Origin of the sequence: Desulfovibrio sp., from assembly GCF_009712225.1 — a bacterium.
Classification (GTDB): domain Bacteria; phylum Desulfobacterota; class Desulfovibrionia; order Desulfovibrionales; family Desulfovibrionaceae; genus Desulfovibrio.
The window spans coordinates 289,590-306,926 of sequence record NZ_WASP01000008.1 but is presented as its reverse complement, the minus strand read 5'-3'; the positions used below and the strand labels follow the sequence as shown (position 1 = coordinate 306,926).

The 17,337-nt window shown below is 59.1% G+C and carries 17 protein-coding genes; 1 reads left to right on the top strand and 16 read right to left on the bottom strand.

Features of this window, described 5'->3' with window-relative positions; all coding sequences use genetic code 11:
- The first annotated feature begins 9 nt into the window (after nucleotides 1–9).
- Entirely contained in the window at nucleotides 10–801 is a 792-nt protein-coding gene (phoU, locus tag F8N36_RS11695; protein WP_291332994.1) for a phosphate signaling complex protein PhoU, read from the top strand.
- A 92-nt stretch (nucleotides 802–893) separates the two neighbouring features.
- Here the strand turns inward: phoU and dapA are convergent, their stop codons facing one another.
- The 16 genes from dapA to F8N36_RS11615 all read right to left on the bottom strand — a co-directional run bounded on the left by dapA (nucleotide 894) and on the right by F8N36_RS11615 (nucleotide 17,046).
- The gene (dapA, locus tag F8N36_RS11690) at nucleotides 894–1,772 is read right to left on the bottom strand and encodes a 4-hydroxy-tetrahydrodipicolinate synthase (protein ID WP_291332993.1); all 879 of its coding nucleotides are present in this window, start codon (nucleotides 1,770–1,772) and stop codon (nucleotides 894–896) included.
- 113 nt (nucleotides 1,773–1,885) lie between these two features.
- On the bottom strand, nucleotides 1,886–2,161 hold the full coding sequence (locus tag F8N36_RS11685; protein WP_291332992.1) for an HU family DNA-binding protein: 276 nt from the start codon (nucleotides 2,159–2,161) through the stop codon (nucleotides 1,886–1,888).
- A 113-nt stretch (nucleotides 2,162–2,274) separates the two neighbouring features.
- Nucleotides 2,275–3,087 carry a MinD/ParA family protein gene (locus F8N36_RS11680; protein ID WP_291332991.1) on the bottom strand — a complete coding sequence of 271 codons (813 nt, stop codon included), beginning with the start codon at nucleotides 3,085–3,087 and terminating at the stop codon, nucleotides 2,275–2,277.
- Complete coding sequence (locus tag F8N36_RS11675; RefSeq protein WP_291332990.1) at nucleotides 3,087–3,899, bottom strand: GGDEF domain-containing protein; 813 nt, start codon at nucleotides 3,897–3,899, stop codon at nucleotides 3,087–3,089. Before F8N36_RS11675 ends, F8N36_RS11680 begins: the two co-directional genes overlap by 1 nt.
- A protein-coding gene (gene prfB / locus F8N36_RS11670) for a peptide chain release factor 2 (protein ID WP_291332989.1) occupies nucleotides 3,883–4,996 on the bottom strand; the annotation gives its coding sequence in 2 pieces (ribosomal slippage) (nucleotides 3,883–4,920 and nucleotides 4,922–4,996; 1,113 coding nt in all). The genes F8N36_RS11675 and prfB overlap by 17 nt, the downstream gene beginning before the upstream one ends.
- A gap of 106 nt (nucleotides 4,997–5,102) precedes the next feature.
- Nucleotides 5,103–6,698, bottom strand: coding sequence for an apolipoprotein N-acyltransferase (lnt, locus tag F8N36_RS11665; RefSeq protein WP_291332988.1), 1,596 nt, complete (start codon nucleotides 6,696–6,698; stop codon nucleotides 5,103–5,105).
- Nucleotides 6,695–7,558, bottom strand: a complete 864-nt coding sequence (locus F8N36_RS11660; protein WP_291332987.1) for a hemolysin family protein — start codon at nucleotides 7,556–7,558, stop codon at nucleotides 6,695–6,697. The genes lnt and F8N36_RS11660 overlap by 4 nt, the downstream gene beginning before the upstream one ends.
- 80 nt (nucleotides 7,559–7,638) lie before the next feature.
- Nucleotides 7,639–8,571 carry a hypothetical protein gene (locus F8N36_RS11655; protein ID WP_291332986.1) on the bottom strand — a complete coding sequence of 311 codons (933 nt, stop codon included), beginning with the start codon at nucleotides 8,569–8,571 and terminating at the stop codon, nucleotides 7,639–7,641.
- Nucleotides 8,572–8,608: 37 nt separating this feature from the next.
- Complete coding sequence (gene mnmG / locus F8N36_RS11650) at nucleotides 8,609–10,555, bottom strand: tRNA uridine-5-carboxymethylaminomethyl(34) synthesis enzyme MnmG (protein ID WP_291332985.1); 1,947 nt, start codon at nucleotides 10,553–10,555, stop codon at nucleotides 8,609–8,611.
- Nucleotides 10,548–11,789 carry a M20 family metallo-hydrolase gene (locus F8N36_RS11645; RefSeq protein WP_291332984.1) on the bottom strand — a complete coding sequence of 414 codons (1,242 nt, stop codon included), beginning with the start codon at nucleotides 11,787–11,789 and terminating at the stop codon, nucleotides 10,548–10,550. The genes mnmG and F8N36_RS11645 overlap by 8 nt, the downstream gene beginning before the upstream one ends.
- Nucleotides 11,790–11,948: 159 nt before the next feature.
- On the bottom strand, nucleotides 11,949–12,215 hold the full coding sequence (locus F8N36_RS11640) for a PxxKW family cysteine-rich protein (RefSeq protein WP_291332983.1): 267 nt from the start codon (nucleotides 12,213–12,215) through the stop codon (nucleotides 11,949–11,951).
- Between the two features lie 194 nt (nucleotides 12,216–12,409).
- Nucleotides 12,410–13,120, bottom strand: coding sequence for an ABC transporter ATP-binding protein (locus tag F8N36_RS11635; protein ID WP_291332982.1), 711 nt, complete (start codon nucleotides 13,118–13,120; stop codon nucleotides 12,410–12,412).
- A 3-nt stretch (nucleotides 13,121–13,123) separates the two neighbouring features.
- Nucleotides 13,124–13,894, bottom strand: a complete 771-nt coding sequence (locus F8N36_RS11630) for an ABC transporter ATP-binding protein (protein WP_291332981.1) — start codon at nucleotides 13,892–13,894, stop codon at nucleotides 13,124–13,126.
- A complete protein-coding gene (locus F8N36_RS11625) occupies nucleotides 13,891–14,862 on the bottom strand; it encodes a branched-chain amino acid ABC transporter permease (RefSeq protein WP_291332980.1) in 972 nt (323 codons plus the stop codon). Before F8N36_RS11625 ends, F8N36_RS11630 begins: the two co-directional genes overlap by 4 nt.
- A complete protein-coding gene (locus tag F8N36_RS11620; protein WP_291332979.1) occupies nucleotides 14,859–15,764 on the bottom strand; it encodes a branched-chain amino acid ABC transporter permease in 906 nt (301 codons plus the stop codon). The genes F8N36_RS11625 and F8N36_RS11620 overlap by 4 nt, the downstream gene beginning before the upstream one ends.
- A 160-nt stretch (nucleotides 15,765–15,924) precedes the next feature.
- Entirely contained in the window at nucleotides 15,925–17,046 is a 1,122-nt protein-coding gene (locus tag F8N36_RS11615) for a branched-chain amino acid ABC transporter substrate-binding protein (RefSeq protein WP_291332978.1), read from the bottom strand.
- Nucleotides 17,047–17,337 lie beyond the last annotated feature (291 nt).

Here is a 17,337-nt window from a genome sequence, read left to right as displayed (position 1 = left end):
AGAACGATCATGCAGCAACAGGCCAATTATCTGCAACAACTGCTCGTGTCACTGCGTACCAGGCTGCTGGTCATGTGCGCCAGCGTGGGCATTGCCCTTGAAGACGCCGGTAAGGCCATGGCCGCTGGCGACCCGGGCAGGGCCGCCTCTGTCATAGAAAATGACGCGGCCATTGATGCCCTTGAAAACGAAATAGACGAAATGGCCCTGCAACTGCTGGCCCGCACCCAGCCCGTGGCCAGAGACCTGCGTTTTGTGGTCAGCGCGCTGCGTATGGTGGTTGACCTTGAGCGCATTGGCGATGAAGCCGTGAGCATGGCCGAGCAGGCCATACTGATGCAGGACAAACCCGGTTTTGGTGTTATATCGCATGTGCGTGAAATGTTTTATAAAGCGAGCGAAGCTTTTGACCGGGCCGTGCGCGTTTTTCGTGAGAACAATGCCGAGGAAGCCCGGCTCATGCTGCGCGGCGATGAAGAAGCCGTGCAGAGCGAAGTGCGCATCATTCAGGAAATCATGGAAGGCCTGTCTGATTCGGAATCAAGCCTTGATCCCTATCAGGCCATGCACATCATTCTGGTGGCCCGCTCGCTCACGCGGGTGTGGCGGCGCTCCATCAATATTGCAGAACAGGTTTACTTTATCAATCAGGGCGAAAGCCTGAAGCACAAGGGTGATGAACGCGTCGAAGAAGCCCGGCTTGCCGCCTCAAAATTTGCCAGCGTGCCGCACGAATCCATCCATGGCAGCAATGTGGATGACGACGATGCCCCCGATGTGGAGCAGGAAGGGCGTAACTGATCAATTCCTCCGGTATGTGCCTGACAGCTGATGCAAAAAGCCCCCGAACCTCAGAGGCTCGGGGGCTTTGATTTTGTGCAGAAGGCTGGGCGCTAGATAAGGTTTTGCTGGCGCAGCACTTCAATGAGCTTTTGCTTGGTGTCCTGACCCATGGACCAGAGGGGCAGGCGAACTTCAGCTTCCATGCGGCCCATGAGCGCCAGGGCGGTCTTGGCCGGAATGGGGTTGCTCTCGAAGAAGAGGGCCTCGTGCAGGGGAAAGAGCGAATGGTGGATGCGCGCCGCTTCCTTGAGGTCGCCCTTGTTGAAAGCGTTGCACATGGCAGCCACGCGGCCAGGCACAAGGTTGGAGGTAACGGAGATCACACCCGTGCCGCCAAGAGCCATGAGGGAAAGGGCAGTAAGGTCGTCGCCGGAAAGCACGCTGAATTTTTCGGGGCAGCATTCAAGCACGCGGCTGCCCTGCATCATATCGCCAGTGGCTTCCTTGACGCCCACGATGTTGGAAAAATCGTGGGCCAGACGGGCCAGGGTGGCGGGCAGCAGGTTGCAGCCCGTACGGCCAGGCACGTTGTAGGGAACCAGCGGCATGTCCACTGCCTGGGCAATGGCCTTGAAGTGCTGGTACATGCCCTCCTGGGTGGGCTTGTTGTAATAGGGCGTGATGAGCAGCGCGCCGTCGGCGCCCGCCTTTTTCGCAAACTTGGTCAGGCGGATGGCCTCGGTCGTGTTGTTGGAACCCGCGCCAGCCAGTACGGGCACGCGGCCCTTGACCTGGTCGATGCAGATTTCAATAACCCTTTCGTGTTCTTCGTGGGTCAGGGTAGCAGATTCGCCGGTGGTTCCGCAGGGAACGAGACCGTGAATGCCTTCGGTGATCTGGTGTTCAATAAATGCGCGGTAAGCTTCTTCGTCCAGTTCATTATTCCTGAACGGTGTTACAAGCGCGGTCAATGCACCTGAGAATTGCATTACATGCTCCTGTGTGTCCACGCGCTGCAAAAAGCGAACAAAAGCCCGCGCGAAGGTTTGGCCTTCGCAGGCAGGGCGGTTCCTCAGAACCTCAGTTCGGCAGCGCTAAGGCCTTACTGATTGATAAATTCTTTCAATTCCTTGCCAGCACGGAAAAAGGGCAGGCGTTTGGAGGCAACTACGACGCTTTCGCCGGTTTTAGGATTGCGGCCGGCGTAGCCTTCGTACTCCTTGATCTTGAAGCTGCCGAAGCCGCGTATCTCGATACGCTCTCCAGAAAGCAGCGATTTTTTCATGGCGTCAAAAAAGGTGGTTACCACCAGCGACGCATCGTCAAGAGGGATGTTGGTTTCGTCGGCCAGTGCCTTGATAAGCTCGCTCTTGTTCATCATGCCTCCGTGACCGCGTTACATGTTTGCCCAATTGGGGACAAGCTGGGGCATTTATTAGTAATTCAACCCTATACCTTTTTTCGGACAAGGTAAACTGTTTGGATTAAATTCTACTCCTGAATCGGCATGGGTTGCAAGATATTACGCGGCCCAAGCCAGTCAAGCATTCCCAGGCGAATACGCTGTAACCGCCCGGCAAGAGTCTGTAAGTCTTGCGCAGCAGGGCTGCCCGGGGCGTGCACCATCAGCGGTTTTTGCAGACATACGGCCTCTGGCAATTTTTTGTCGGAGCGCACGTGCCCAAGCAGCACCGGTTCGATGTGCAGAAAATGTTTGCACGCGCCAGCCAGTTTGTCGAACGAAGATTTTGCCTCTGCCTGCGAGGTTGCCTGGTTGACCAGCACCATGAAGTCGCGCAGGCCGTAGCGGCTGTTGAGCACCTTGATGAGCGCGTAGCTGTCGGTGAGCGAGGTGGGCTCGGGGGTAATGACAACAATGCGCACCGAGGCCATGGCGGCAAAGGTCTGCACCGTGCCGGAAATGCCCGCGCCAATATCCATGAATACAAAATCATACTTGTGCAGCACGGGTTCAAGGCGAGCGAGCAAAAGGTCGCGCGCTTCAGGCTGCAGTTCGGTAAGTTCCGGAACCCCCGATGCGGCGGGCAGAACGGCAAAATCCTGACCATCTATCTCGCAGAGCACATCGGTTATATCAGCCTCGCCCAGAAGGGCGGTCTGCAGGTTGCCCTCGGGCGTGATGCCAAGCAGCACATCAAGATTGGCAAGGCCAAGGTCGCAGTCCATCAGCAGGGTTTTGAAGCCCATCTGGTGCAGCGCGCAGGCTATATTGAGCGACATGTTTGTTTTGCCCACGCCGCCTTTGCCGCTCAGCAGGGCAATGCTCAATGTCGTATTGGCCATCAGTTTCCCCCAAAGAAGAGAAAGCGTTTTTCGCTGGATTGTACAAGCGTGTTTCTGGATTCAAGGGCAGACCCGCCCGCAACGCTAATGTGGCCGTGCTTTTGCGCAAGGGCCTCATTAATGGCCTGCACGGCTTTGCCCTGCAGGCTTTCGGGGGTTGGTCGGCCCCCCTGGTCGGCGCAGGCAATACCTATGGCGCACACGGCCCTGGCCGCATGCTTGCCCTTGCCCGAGGCCGCGGTAATTTCTGCGGCATGTACGGCAAATATCTTTTGTATCTGTTCGGCCATAAGTCGGGCGCGCAACACTCCCACGCCCGGCAGTAGCAGGGCATAGCGGCCCACGCCCGTGCAGCCCAGGGTGTCGCATTCTTCGCGACATTGTCGCAGGCACTCTACAAGGTGGGCTTCCAGAGCCAGAACCCCCTGCAGGCCCAGTTTGGCTTCGAGATTGCTGCGGTCATACAGGCCAGCTTCTACGAGGGCGAGGTCGCCTCCCGTGCGTGAAAGACGCAGTAGCTCGCGCTGTATTTGCACAGTGAACATTTCTGCCATAAGCAGGTGGGCAAGGTGGTCTGGCGCGTTGCCAGTACCGCCGCCCATGTCGGGCAGCAGGCCCGGCCCGGCAGGCAGGGCACACCAGCGGCCTGTGGGGTAGCGGCGCAAAAATTCGCGCCACCTGTTCACGCTGAAACCCGGCAACAGACGGGCCACCAGCACGGATTCCGTGCCGGAACGCGAAGCTGCGCCGTCTGCCTGTCGCAGGGCGCGCAGTTCGTTGGCCAGGGCGTCAAAATCAGCGTTGTTGCTCATGGCGGTGCAGCAGGTAGTCGTGCTGGAACTGGTCGATCTGTCCGTTCAAAACCGCTTCCACATCACCAGCTTCAGACCCTGTACGGTGGTCCTTGACCAGTCTGTAGGGCTGAAGGGTATAGGTGCGTATCTGGCTGCCAAAGGCAATGGCGTCCTTGCCGGCATATTCTGCCTGACGTTCGGCCTCGCGCTTTTGCAGCTCGATGTTGTAGAGGCGCGCACGCAGTACGCGCATGGCGGTATCCTTATTGTGGTGCTGCGATTTTTCATTCTGGCACTGGGCCGAAACACCTGTGGGAATGTGGGTTACGCGCACCGCAGAACTGGTGGTGTTGACGCTCTGCCCGCCGGGGCCGCTGGAGCGGAAAATGTCCACCCGGATATCTGATTCCTTGATGTCCAGTTCAATGTCGTTGCCCACGTCGGGGATCACGTCCACCGAGGCAAACGAGGTATGGCGGCGGCCAGAGGAGTCAAAGGGCGAAATGCGGATAAGCCGGTGGATGCCTCGCTCGCTCTTGAGAAAGCCAAAAGCGTGGGGGCCCGCAATGCGCAGGGTCACGCTCTTGACCCCGGCTTCGTCGCCGGGCAGGTAGTCCAGCTCTTCAACGCTGTACTTGTGGCGCGCGGCCCAGCGGGTATACATGCGCAGCAGCATTTCGGCCCAGTCCTGAGATTCCGTGCCGCCAGCGCCGGGGTGGATTTCAAGGATGGCGTCCTGATTGTCCTCTTCGGCAGAGAGCAGCATCACAAGTTCCGTTTCGTCCAGCAGCGCGGCAAGATCGCGGGTTTGCTGGTCGAGGGACTCCATGGCTTCGGGGTCTTCGCTTTCAGAGGCAAGAGCAAGCCACTCGTTCATGTCGTCGTGGCTGGTTTTGAGCCGCGAAAGGCGCTCTATTTCTTCTTCAAGACGGCGCTTTTCCTGCAAAACTGGGGTCAGGGCCTCGGGATTGTCCCACGCGCCGGGGCGCGAAATCTCGTGTTCTATATCCTGCAGGCGCTTCTGGCTGGCCGCAACGTCAAAGACGCCCCCAAAGGGTGGCAAAACGTTGAGAAAGGGGCTGGCAGGTAGCGCGCAGATCACTGAGTTGCAGCATTGTTGATACTAGGGGGTTAAATGTGAAGGTTTACGGAGTTGCGGGTCTGTCAACGCAACTGACACGGCTTGCATGAGGGCTGCGTCTGCGCATGTCCGAAAGGGCGCTACACGGCTGTGCGCCGTGCAAAGCGGCCACCGGGGCCAAACAGCAGCAGGCCCATGAAGGCCGCAACAGCCAGTGGCAAAAGCCAGGGCGCGAGAACATGGAACACGCTGGGCGTGGATTCCAGCGCGGCTTTGCCCCATACGGCCTGAGCCTTGAACTGGCCCCCCTGCATGGCAAGTCGCCCACGCGGGTCTATCACCACGGAAATACCCGTGTTGGTTCCGCGCAGTATCCAGCGGTTCTGCTCCACAGCCCGCAGGGCCGTGAGATAGAGATGCTGGCGGGCAGCCGGGGTATTGCCGAACCATCCGTCATTGCTGATATCTACAAGAATATTGGCCCCGTCCGCCACGCGGTTCTGGGCAAGCCAAGGGAATATTCCCTCATAGCAGATGAGCATTCCCAGAGCAAGATTGTCATGGCGCAGGGGCGCGACGGCAGTGCCTGTCTGGTACACTCCCACCCCTTGCAGAAGGGCTTCAAGAAAACCCCAGTTGAGCCATTCTGGCAGGTATTCACCAAATGGAACCAGATGTTCCTTGTCGTAATAGCCCACGGTGTCGCCGTTGGGCCCCAGCAGAAAGGCGCGGTTGAAAACGTCCGGTTCGCGCTTGCCGGGGCGACGCTCCAGGCCGGGAGCGCCGAAAAGCAGCAGGTTGCGGGTATGTGCCGCAAGCTCGCGTATGCGCGGCGCATGCAGGCCGTTGACCTCAAAAAAGAAGGGCAGGGCCGTTTCGGGCCAGATAATGAGGGGATTGATGCCCGGTTTTTCGGCCAGGCCCTGATAGGTAAGGCCAAGGTACAGGTCAACCGTCTGCCTCTGAAAGGCCGGAACCCACTTCTGGTTCTGGTCCACGTTGCCTTCAACATAGAGCACGTCAATGCTCTGGGGGCCGGTGGGATTACTGTCGAGCGGGGTGGCGTGCAGCCGCCAGCCGCCATAGCACAAAAGCACCGTCGCCAGCATCAGGCCGGGTATCAGGCTTGCCCTGTTGGGGCAAAACCGCTGCGCCGAATCGGCAAAGCCAAGGCAGCACAGCAGGGCCGCCATGGTCCACAGGCCGGTAAGGGCATAGCCGCCCACCACATCCGCAGCCTGCACCAGCACTGGCCAGGGCGAAAGCGCGCCCGCCATGTCCAGCCAGGGAAAGCCCAGGGCGCGGGCGTACAGGGTTTGCAGCACGTACCACAACAGCCCCAGCAGCACGGCCTGAACCCAGGCTGGGCGCGAGCGCAACATGTGGGCCGCCACGGCAAACACGCCGCCAACACTGCCAATGCAGGTAACAATGAACAGCGCGCAGGGGATGGCCAGCAGCCAGGGCAGGCCGCCCACGTTGTGCACAGGCAGTGTAAGCCAGTAGAGGGCTGCAATGCCCCCGGCAATGGTGGCAAGCCAGCCAATGCGCAATGCCGAGACCCGGCTCGAAGCTTCGCGCCCAAGCAGGGTCAGCGCCGCTGGCCATGCAAGTACCAGTGGCGGAAAACTTATGAAATCATTGGGAAAGCCCAGCCACAAGCCCACGGCGGCAGCAAGGCACAACAGCCAGCTGCGCAGTGAGGTCCTTGAGGCTTCAAGGTGGGATAGCTTCATGCTTTGGCCGCTTCTTCCTCTTGTATGGCGGGGGCGGCGTGGTCGGCTGGCTCCATGCGCAGGCGGATGATGAGCTTCCTGTCTGCTTCAAGCACGGTAAAGGTCCATCCACGCAGCGTGAACCTTTCGCCGGGGCCGGGCACATGCCCCGCCTCCATGCTCAGGTAGCCGCCGATGGTATCGACCTCGTCCGAATCCAGGTCTACGCCAAGATCTTCCAGGTCTTCCAGCAGGGCGCGACCGGTGAGCTCGTAAACATTTTCGCCCAGGGGGCGAATGTCTTCCTGACGCGGCGCATCGTGTTCGTCTTCAATGTCACCCACAATCTCTTCCAGCACATCTTCAATGGTGATGAGACCAGAAGTGCCGCCGTATTCGTCAAGGGCAATGGCAATGTGCTGCTTGCGGGCGCGAAATTCCTGCAGCAGGGTGCGTATGGATTTTGTTTCGGGCACAAAGAAGGGTTCGCGCATGACGGTAGACACGGCAGGCACGTCGTCGCCCTGATCAAGCAGGCTGCTGAGAACGTCCTTGGCGTGCAGAATGCCCACGATGTTGTCGCGGGTGTCCTTGTATACGGGAATGCGTGAATGCCCGGATCGCACAATGATGCGTGCCACTTCCTGCAGCGGCATGTCGTCGGGAACACAATCTATGTCGGTGCGGGGGATCATTGTGTCCTGCACCTGTAGATCGTTGAAGCGCAGAATGCCAAGGAGCATGGATTCCTCGTAGGGTTCCACCTCGCCTTCGGCTCGTGCTTCCAGAATTGCTTTTTCGAGAGATTCCTGATCGTCGTGCCCAAACAGCCTGCTCAGGCGCGACCAGATGGTACTGTGACCTTCCGTGCCGCCGTCCAAAATAACCTCCTAGGTTGGCGTGCCGAATTTGCGCAGTGCGCGTTTGCCGGGGGGCGTGGCCGACCGGCATAAATTTCCTGCTATCCTGTCAGCTTGCGCTGCTGGATATCCATTTGCATAACCCATTGGGTGATGGGCGAAACACCGCTTTTGGGGGTGCTGTGAAACCAGTTGATGTCGCTCTTGCCCTGCTCGAGGATAGCCCAGTTGCTGAATTCCGTACCCAGAACCAGAGCGGGAACGGGGCCTGTCTGCATGCGGATATTGAGTACATCGCATGTGCACCAGAAGGTAACGACCCGTTCCTCCTTGCTCACCTGATAGATGATGAGACAAAGTAACTGTGAACCTTTATTAAGGTCAACTGGCTTGTCGTCAAGCGATTCAGCGGGAAAACTCAGGGCCATGCCCGTGGCTGAAATGTCTGCCACCTGTACAAGCTCGTTTTCCATGCCTGCCTTGTAGTGCAGCAGGGGCTTGCCAATTTCGCTGGTATTGCGGGGTATGGGTTTGGCAGGGTCCATTTCCCACACGCCGATGACGCGTACCAGGTCTTTGGGCGGCTTGACGCGAATGAAATGACGCTTTTGCCCGGCGTCTATTTCCTTGGGCATTGAGAGCGTCAGGAACGATTTTTCGTAGCTGCCCTTCACCTGCTGTATAGTGGCGTAGAATTTGAAGAATGCGGGGCCTTCAGGCAGCATGGCCCGAAAATAGACTTCTGCCCGCGCCCCCTCGAACTCGCGCGAAACGTAGGAAAGAACTTCCAGCTCGAGTATGGTGGGCAGTATCTTGGTGAGTGTGCCAGCCATGCCCTTGTGGCTGTGCCTCTCTTCGACATTGAGATCGAATATCTCGTTTTGTATCTGGGCTGTCTCGAGCATGTGACGGATCATGTCCGCGCGCTTGGCCTCGTGCCGAATGCTCTGCAACCGGCCCTTGACAACGACGAGCGTGACGCTGAGCGCCACAAGCAATAAGACGACAACAATAAGAAGCTCTGTGCCCGTCATAAGTCCACCGGTGTCACCAGTTATATGTCGTTGTCCATCACGGCAGGGATGCCGCGGCGGCGCTGGCATGCTTCTCTGGACGCAACAGCCCGAGTTTGTGGAGATGAACCTCAAGGCAGGCAACTGCCGCTGGGGTTACGCCCGATATGCGCCCGGCCTGGCCGAGGCTGCAGGGACGTACCCGGTTGAGTTTTTCCACCACCTCATGGGATAACCCCGCTACTTTCGCATAATCGAGTTGCGGGGGCAAGGCTGTTGCCTCCAGCCGCGCCGAGCGGGCAATCAGCTCGCGCTGCCGTACCAGATAGCCTTCGTACTTGATCTCAATCTGCACACTTTCACACGCGCCAGCACCGGCTGTTGCCCTGGCGGCGGCCAGCTCGGCTCCGACCTCGGTCAGCGCCCCGTGCTGCGCTTCTGCCAGCATGGACTCAAGCAGATCAAGGTCCACGTCGGGACGCTTCAGGGCTTCGGCAAGGGTCTTGCCCGCTGGCAGGCGGGTTTCTGACGCATCATCGGGCAGCTTGTGCCCGGGTATGCGTTTTTTGCCTAGGTAATCCCTGAAACGTTCGGCAGATTCCGTTTTTATGCAAAACATGCGCCACTGTTCATCACGTACGAGGCCCAGTTCGCGGCCTATGGGGGTCAGGCGCGTATCGGCGTTGTCCTCGCGCAGCAGCAGCCTGTGCTCGGCGCGCGAGGTAAACATGCGGTAGGGTTCCTGGGTTCCCAGTGTCACAAGATCATCAACAAGAACAGCCATGTATGCTTGATCGCGCCCCGGTGCAAAGGGGCCAAGCCCGCGCATGCTGCACGATATGTTGAGCGCGGCCCACAGGCCCTGGGCTGCTGCTTCTTCATAACCGGAGGTTCCGTTGATCTGCCCCGCCAGCCACAGGCCGGGTACAGCCTTGGTCTCGAGTGTGGGGCGCAGCTGGATGGGGTTGGCATAATCGTATTCAATGGCGTAGCCGGGGCGCAGCACCACGGCGTTTTCCAGGCCCAGCAGGGCGTGCACCATGTCCAGCTGCACATCAAGGGGCAGGCTGGTGGGAATGCCGTTGGCGTATACCTCAGCGCTGTTGAGGCCTTCTGGCTCCAGAAAAATCTGGTGGCGTTCGCGGTGCGGAAAACGGGCAACCTTGTCTTCGATGGAGGGGCAGTAGCGCGCGCCGGTTCCCTTGATGACGCCCATAAACATGGGCGAACGGTCAAAACCGCTGCGGATGATCTCGTGGGCGCGCTCATTTGTCCACGTAACGTGGCACGAAACCTGTTCCAGCACCGGGCCGGGGCCGCGAAAGCTGAAACCGGGGGGCGGCTTGTCGCCTGGCTGTTCTTCGAGTTTTGAATAGTCGATGGACGACTTGAGAATGCGCGGAGTCGTGCCTGTTTTCAGGCGGCCCAGGGTCAGGCCGAGCTTGCGGAGGCTGTCGGAAAGGCCCAGCGCCGGGGCGTCGCCAAGGCGGCCGCCCGGCAGATTTGTAAGGCCCATGTGGATGCGCCCGTCCAGAAACGTGCCCGTGGTCAGCAGCACATGGCGCGCGGCAAATTCAAGGCCCTGGGCGGTGCGCACGCCGGTAACGCGGCCATCGTCTGTGGTCACGTCAATGACGGAATCCTGCCAGATGCGCAGGCCGGGCGTGTTGTACAGGGTCTTTTTGAGCACGCGCTGATAGGCCTCGCGGTCTATCTGGGCTCGGGTGGCGCGCACCGCGGGGCCCTTGCTCATGTTCAGAACGCGAAACTGTATGCCGGCAGCGTCGGCCCACAGGCCCATCATGCCGCCAAGGGCATCTATTTCGCGCACCATGTGCCCCTTGGCCAGACCGCCGATGGCGGGATTGCACGAAAGATAGCCAAGGCGGTCAAGATTGCCGCTGATGAGCAGCACGCTGTGGCCCATGCGGGCAAGGGCCACGGCAGCTTCGCTGCCAGCGTGGCCGCCGCCAGCGACAATGCAGTCAAATGTGGAATCAGACATGGGATGTGTTCATGAGAATATGGGCGAACACCTGCGCGTCCTTGATGGTGGCGGTGATGGATGAGCGTTCGTCCGGTTGATGGCAGGTGTTTTCAAGGCAGGCCCACACAGCGGCGGGCAGCCCCTTGTGCCGCAAAAACGAGGCAACCGTGGCGCCGCCAATGCCCACAGCCTGGGCCTTTTCGCCGTAAATGCTGGCAATGGCAGACTTGAGCGCGGTAACCACCGTGCAGGTCTGCGGAATGGCCGTGGCGTTTTGCCGTTGCACAACGCTTACGTTGATCTGCACGCAGTGGCGCGCGGCCACCTCGGCGGCCACTTCGCGCATCTTTGCCAGCACGTTGTCCATTTCAACATGGGGCAGCAGGCGGCAGTCGACGTAAAAGACGTCGTTGCCGGGCACCGTGTTGATGTTGGGCACGTTGGCCTCGTGCTTGCCCGGCACAAAGGTGGAATGCGGCGGATCAAACAGCGGGTTGGCATCGCCAAAGGCCGCACGCAGGGCATTGTGGCACGAAAGGGCCATGTCTGCCGCGGCAAGAAAGGCATTGCGACCTTTTTGCGGGGTAGAGGCGTGGCACTGGATGCCCGTTGTCTGCACCTTGAGCCACAACTGGCTTTTTTCTGCGATTTCAATCACATCGCCCTTGGTCGAACCGGCGTCGGGTACGATGTAGAGATCGTCGGGGTTGAAAAAGTGCGGGGCCGTGTTGAGCAGATGCTCCAGGCCAAACAGACTGCCCGTTTCCTCGTCGGCCATAAAGACAAGGCCCAGCGAAAGTTCGGGGGTAACGTTGTGGGCCAGTACTTCCTCAGCCAGCAGCAGCATGCTTACGATGGCCTGCTGGTTGTCTTCCACACCACGGCCATACAGAAAATCGCCTTCGCGGCGCACCTGCCAGGGGTTGCTGGTCCATGCGTCAAGATCGCCCGGAGGCACCACATCGGTGTGGCCAAAAAGCCACAGGGTGCGGCTGCTTTTGCCGGGAATGCGCGCCACAAGGTTGGGGCGCTGGCCTTCGCTCACGCGGGGGTCGGGTGCGTCTACGCGTGAAAGGGCGGTGACCCCGCAGGCCTTGAGCCAGTTGGTGATGCAGCGCACCTTCTCCATCTCGCCCTGGCCGCCGTTGTCCGGCCCCAGAGCATGGCAGGCAGTAAGAACTGCCTGCAATTCGGCCACGCGGTCTTCGCGACCTGCAAGCCCCCGCAGCAGCGTGTCGAGTATCTTGGACATGGTGTTTCCCGTATGGCGTTACAACGCGCAAGAGGCTGCTTGCGCAGCCCCTTGAAAAAGTCTTCAGCTCCGGCACAGCCATAGTCCAGCGGCCCGTTTGCGCATGGTGCGCATGCAGGCCGCCAGCGGCGTATCGGAACCGATGTAAGCCTTGGTCGCCTAGCGGCCACCCTTGGCGGCGCGCTTGGACGCCTTCAAAGGGTTGACCTTGGCGGCGGCAGCAACAGTGGCCTTCACGTGGGTGGCAAAGTTGCAGCGTCCGGCAGTCCACTTTTTGGCGGGGACAGGGTAGCTGGAGCAGAACTGCTCGCCTTCGAACTCGCGCACGCGGTCACAGCCAGAACACTGTTCCACCACCGGGGAAAGAACAAAACCGTTGACCACCACGCCTTCAGCGGTTTTGGTGGCTTTTTCCAGAGGGGTCATAGCAAAACCTCCATGCGCAGCAGCGCCGTATTGCTAAAATAACGGCGGAAGAGCCGCCGCGTTGGAATGGAAAAATATAGTTGAAAGCAAATTTCTGTCAAGTAAAACGCGCAGGAATTTTTTTTGTCAGCAGCTGGCCGCAAGGCTTTGCCTTACTGCCCGGTATTGCTGATACTTGTTGCGCGCAGTCCCGGCTAACCACCCAGATAAGCCTCGCGAACGCTGGCATTGGCCAAAAGATTTTCGGCCTTGTCTTCCATCACCACGCTGCCAACCTCAAGTACATAGCCGCGCGTGGCCAGCTTGAGAGCCGCGCGGGCGTTCTGCTCGACCAGCAGTACGGTAACCCCACGCTTGTTGATGGCGCGCACGGTTTCAAAGATGGAGCGCACCAGCAGAGGGGCAAGGCCCAGCGAAGGTTCGTCCAGCAGCAGCAGACGGGGTTCGGCCATAAGCGCGCGGCCAATGGCCAGCATCTGCTGCTCGCCACCTGAGAGTGTGCCCGCCAGCTGGTCCTTGCGTTCCTGCAAACGTGGAAACAGGTCGAATATCCATTCAAGCGTGCGTTCCCTGCGGGCCTTGTCTTCTATGCAAAAGGCCCCGAGGCGCAGGTTTTCAAGCACGCTCATGATGCCGAAAACACGGCGGCCTTCGGGCGACTGGGCAATACCAAGACCTACAACCTTGTGGCTTGGCAGGCGCAGCAGGTTTTGCCCTTCAAAAAGGACTTCGCCCTCGAAAGGGCGCACCAGCCCGCTGATGGACAGCAGGGTAGTGCTTTTGCCCGCGCCGTTGGCCCCAAGAATGGTGACGATTTCGCCTTCTTCCACTCTCAGGTCGATGCCGTGCAGCACTTCAACGCTGCCGTAACGCACGCGCACATTAGACAATTGCAACAGGGACATGGCTTACCACTTTTCGTCGTCTGCGCCCAGATAGGCTTCGATAACGGCGGGATCCTGGCGCACGTCTTCGGGCTTGCCCTGGGCAATCATGGTGCCGTGTTCCAGCACCACCAGTTTTTCGCAAATCTTCATCACAAGGCGCATGTCGTGCTCGATAAGCAGCACGGTGATGCCCCGGTCGCGTATGGCGCGTATGGTATCCACCAGGGCGGCGGTTTCCTGATCGTTCATGCCGCCTGCGGGTTCGTCCAGAATCACCAGACGCGGGTCGGACGCCAGCGCGCGGGCTATTTCAAGCAGTCGCTGGTTGCCGTACGAAAGCCCGCCTGCCGCCTCGGTATAACGGTCGGCCAGACCCACAAACTGCAGTTCTTCCATGCAGCGGGCCACAGCGGCTTTTTCTTCCGCCTTTTGGGCCGGGGTGTGCAGCATGCACGAAAGCAGCCCCGACTTCATGCGGCAGTGACGGCCCGCCAGCACGTTTTCGAGCACAGAGAGCCGCCCGAACAGGCGGATGGTCTGAAAGGTACGGGCAATGCCCAGCTCCACCACCTTGTGGGGGCGCAGACCGGCAATGGACTTGCCGTCAAAGAATATGCGGCCCGATTCCGGTGTGTAGTTGCCGGTAATGCAGTTGAAAACCGTGGTCTTGCCTGCGCCGTTGGGGCCGATAAGGCCAACAATGCTGCCAGCATCCACATCAAACGTAAGATCGTTGAGGGCAACAAGGCCGCCAAACATCTTGCTCATTTCTTCAAGGCGCAGCAGGGTCATGCGGGCCTCCCTTCATCACTGGCAGCGGGCGGCGTGTCTACGCGGTAGCGCCGTTGCCGGGGGGGCAGCAAACCCTGGGGCCGCCAGATCATCATGACCATCATGGCAAGGCCAAAGATGAGCATGCGCGCGTTGGAAAATTCGCGCAGCAGCTCGGGCAGGCCGATGAACAGAAATGCGCTGATAAGCACGCCAAGCTGGCTGCCGCCAGAAAGAATGACCACGGCAAAAATAATTACCGATTCCATGAAGTTGAACGATTCAGGCGCGATGGTGGTCATCTTGGCGGCGTACAGCGTGCCCGCCATGCCCGCCCAGAAAGCTCCCAGCACAAAGGCCGCCAGCTTGTAGTGGGTAACATTGACCCCGCAGCCTTCGGCAGCCACATCGTCTTCCTTGATGTAGTTGAGGGCGCGGCCAAAACGCGAATGCCACAGGCCGTAAAACAGCAGCAGGCTCAGGCCCACCATGCCCCACACCAGAAAATAGAACTGCATGCTTTTGACAATCTTGAAGCCAAAAAACATGGGTCTGCTGATGCCAAATATGCCATTGGCACCGCCTGTGAGGCCAAAAACATCGTTGATCAGGGCAATACGTACGATTTCAACAATGCCGATGGTCACGATGAGCAGGTAGTCGCCGCGCAGATGAATGATGGGGCGGGCCACCACAAGGGCGAACAGCGCTGCAGCCGCGCCAGAGAGAGGCATGATCCACAGCACGGACCAGTGGCACAGGGTGTTGAGAATGGCGGTGGTGTATGCGCCTACGGCAAAAAAGGCGGCATGCCCCATGTGGAATATGCCCGCCTGCCCAAGAATGATGTTGAGCGAAAGCGCCAGCACCGCGTACAGGCCGATGCTTACGCATACGTCAAGCCAGTAGGCGTTGCAGAAAAAGGGCAGGACGCACAGTACGAGACCCGCCGCCACATAAAGAACGGTATTGCACGGAATGTTTTTCATAGTTTGTCCGCCGTGCGTTCGCCCAGAATGCCAGTGGGTCGGATGATCAGAATGAGAATAAGCACAAGAAAGGCGATGGCGTCCTTCCAGGCTATGGCAATGTAGCCGGCGGCCAGGGCTTCGATAACGCCCAGCAAAAGCCCGCCCAGCATCGCACCGGGAATATTGCCGATGCCGCCAAGGATGGCTGCGGTAAAGGCCTTGAGGCCGTAGGTCCAGCCCATGGTGAAGTCGATCTGCCCGTAGTAGATGCCCACCATCAGGCCCGCCGCGCCGCCAAGGCCGGGGCCGATCAGAAATACCAGCGAAATGATGCGGTCAACATTGATGCCCATGAGCTGGGCCGCGCCGGGGTCGATGGCAACAGCGCGAATGGCAGCACCCGTGCGAGTGCGCTGGATAAAGGCCCAAAGACCGAGCATCAGCACCACGCTGGCCGCAATAACCAGCAGGCGCACGCCGGGCACTTCAAGGCCAAGCATTCTCACCGTAAAGTCGGGGCGCAGATAGTCGGGGTACACATAAAAACGCGCCCCGTACACAAGCATGACAGCATTCTGGAAAAATATGGATGCGCCAAGAGCCGAAACAACGGCTGAAAGACGGTTGGCATTGCGCAGAGGGCGGTATGCCGAACGTTCAAGCAAAAAGCCTATGAGCGCAACCAGCAGCGCAACCATGATGAAAACGGCGGCAACCGCCAGAAAGGGGTTGAGCGCACCGGCCATGTTGCAGCTGACAAGCAGGGTAAGCCCCAGATAGGCGCCAATGGTAAACAGGTCGCCGTGGGCAAAATTGATGAGCTTGAGCACGCCGTACACCATGGTGTAGCCCAGCGCCACAAGCGCATAGATGCCGCCCACGGCCAGGCCGTTCAAAAGCTGTTGGAGAAATTGTTCCATAATGTTCGGCGTTGGTACTCGGCATTTGGCGGGTGACCGGCATACCGGTCACCCGCCGTAATGAACGCGCCCGCAGGGGGGCTACGCTTTTCGCCGGGGCGGTTGTGCCCCTGGCGTGTATCTGTGCAGCACGGGTGCGGCCTGTGGCCGCGCCGTATTACTACTTGGGCTGCAAAACAAAGTTGCCAGTGGCATCAACCTTGTAGGTGCGGTAGAACTCACCCACGCGGTCACCCTTGGAGTTAAAGCCAAGGCTGCCGGAAAGACCGGGCATGCCCTTGAGCTCCTTGAGCCAGGCGGCCATGGCCTTGGGTGTGTCCTTGCCAGCTTCAAGCGCGCCTTCAATGACCTTGAAAGCGTCGCCAGCAAGCACGGCCCACACCGAAACAGGCACGGTATTGTACTTGGCCTTGAAAGCCTTGAGGAATTCCCTGGCTTCAGGCGTGTCCATGTCCTGAGGCAGCGGCGGGCTGATAAAGAAGTAGCCGGTGGCTGCCTCGTTACCGGCGATCTTGACCAGATCCTGATGGTTGGCGGCGTCGCCGCCCATCATGGGAACATTCCAGCCCATTTCCCTTTTCTGCCGCAACAACATGCCGGTTTCAGGATAGTAACCGGTAAAGAAAACGAGGTCGGGGTTTGCGGCCTTGAGCTTGGTCAGAATGGCGGTATAGTCGCGCTCTCCGGGGGTAAGAGCGTCGTAAAACACCACTTTCACACCGGCCTTGTCGAGCACGGCCTTGGTTTCTTCTGCCAGACCCTTGGCGTAGGAAGAATTGTCGTGCAGCAGAGCCACAGCCTTGTAGCCACCCTTTTTGATGGCTTCGGCGGCAGAATTGCCCTGCGCGTCGTCACGCGGGCAGGTGCGGAAAAAGAGCTGCAGGCCTTTTTCCGTCAGGCGTACGCTGGTGGAGCCGGTGCCGATCTGCACCAGTTCCGCTTCGTCCAGAATGCTCTGGCTGGCTTCGGTCACGGCAGAGCCGTAGGTTCCGATAACAGCCACAACACCGGCAGAAGCCAGCTTCTGCGCGGCCAGAGCGGCAGTGCGCGGGTCGCCTGCGTCGTCTTCGACCACAAGCTGAATCTTGCTGCCCTTGATGCCACCCTTGGCATTCACATCGTCAACCAGCAGGGTGACAATGTTCTTCATGTCCAGACCTTCGGACGCCCATTTGCCCGTAAGCGGACACATGAGGCCAACCTTGATGTCACCTGCCAGCGCCGCAACAGGCACAAGCAGGGTAAGGGCCAGAGCCCCAAGCCAACGACCAAGTGCTTTCATGAACTACCCCCGTCAGGTATGCTGAGATTGTGAGCAACGAACAAGCTTACCCTAAAAATGAACAAAGAAAAAGCCCCCAGTGCGGCAGGGCCGTGCTTTGCCGCTGGCTGGAAGGTTACAGACTTTGCCGCCGATCATGCAGGGGAGTCTGTATGGCAGCGAAGCGTCATTATTAAATGGTTTTTTTTGTGCACGCATTTGCCATATCGCGTGTTTTTGAAATAAAAATCGTTTTTGTAATAATGCTGTCGCCGGGCTGTTGGCGATTTGTCAAATGTCTTTGTGATCTTT

Coding starts and splice junctions, on each gene's coding strand:
- phoU (WP_291332994.1), top strand. CDS start 10: ATGCAGCAACAGGCCAATTATCTGCAACAACTGCTCGTGTCACTGCGT.
- dapA (WP_291332993.1), bottom strand. CDS start 1,772: ATGCAATTCTCAGGTGCATTGACCGCGCTTGTAACACCGTTCAGGAAT.
- F8N36_RS11685 (WP_291332992.1), bottom strand. CDS start 2,161: ATGAACAAGAGCGAGCTTATCAAGGCACTGGCCGACGAAACCAACATC.
- F8N36_RS11680 (WP_291332991.1), bottom strand. CDS start 3,087: ATGGCCAATACGACATTGAGCATTGCCCTGCTGAGCGGCAAAGGCGGC.
- F8N36_RS11675 (WP_291332990.1), bottom strand. CDS start 3,899: ATGAGCAACAACGCTGATTTTGACGCCCTGGCCAACGAACTGCGCGCC.
- lnt (WP_291332988.1), bottom strand. CDS start 6,698: ATGAAGCTATCCCACCTTGAAGCCTCAAGGACCTCACTGCGCAGCTGG.
- F8N36_RS11655 (WP_291332986.1), bottom strand. CDS start 8,571: ATGACGGGCACAGAGCTTCTTATTGTTGTCGTCTTATTGCTTGTGGCG.
- mnmG (WP_291332985.1), bottom strand. CDS start 10,555: ATGTCTGATTCCACATTTGACTGCATTGTCGCTGGCGGCGGCCACGCT.
- F8N36_RS11645 (WP_291332984.1), bottom strand. CDS start 11,789: ATGTCCAAGATACTCGACACGCTGCTGCGGGGGCTTGCAGGTCGCGAA.
- F8N36_RS11640 (WP_291332983.1), bottom strand. CDS start 12,215: ATGACCCCTCTGGAAAAAGCCACCAAAACCGCTGAAGGCGTGGTGGTC.
- F8N36_RS11635 (WP_291332982.1), bottom strand. CDS start 13,120: ATGTCCCTGTTGCAATTGTCTAATGTGCGCGTGCGTTACGGCAGCGTT.
- F8N36_RS11630 (WP_291332981.1), bottom strand. CDS start 13,894: ATGACCCTGCTGCGCCTTGAAGAAATGAGCAAGATGTTTGGCGGCCTT.
- F8N36_RS11625 (WP_291332980.1), bottom strand. CDS start 14,862: ATGAAAAACATTCCGTGCAATACCGTTCTTTATGTGGCGGCGGGTCTC.
- F8N36_RS11620 (WP_291332979.1), bottom strand. CDS start 15,764: ATGGAACAATTTCTCCAACAGCTTTTGAACGGCCTGGCCGTGGGCGGC.
- F8N36_RS11615 (WP_291332978.1), bottom strand. CDS start 17,046: ATGAAAGCACTTGGTCGTTGGCTTGGGGCTCTGGCCCTTACCCTGCTT.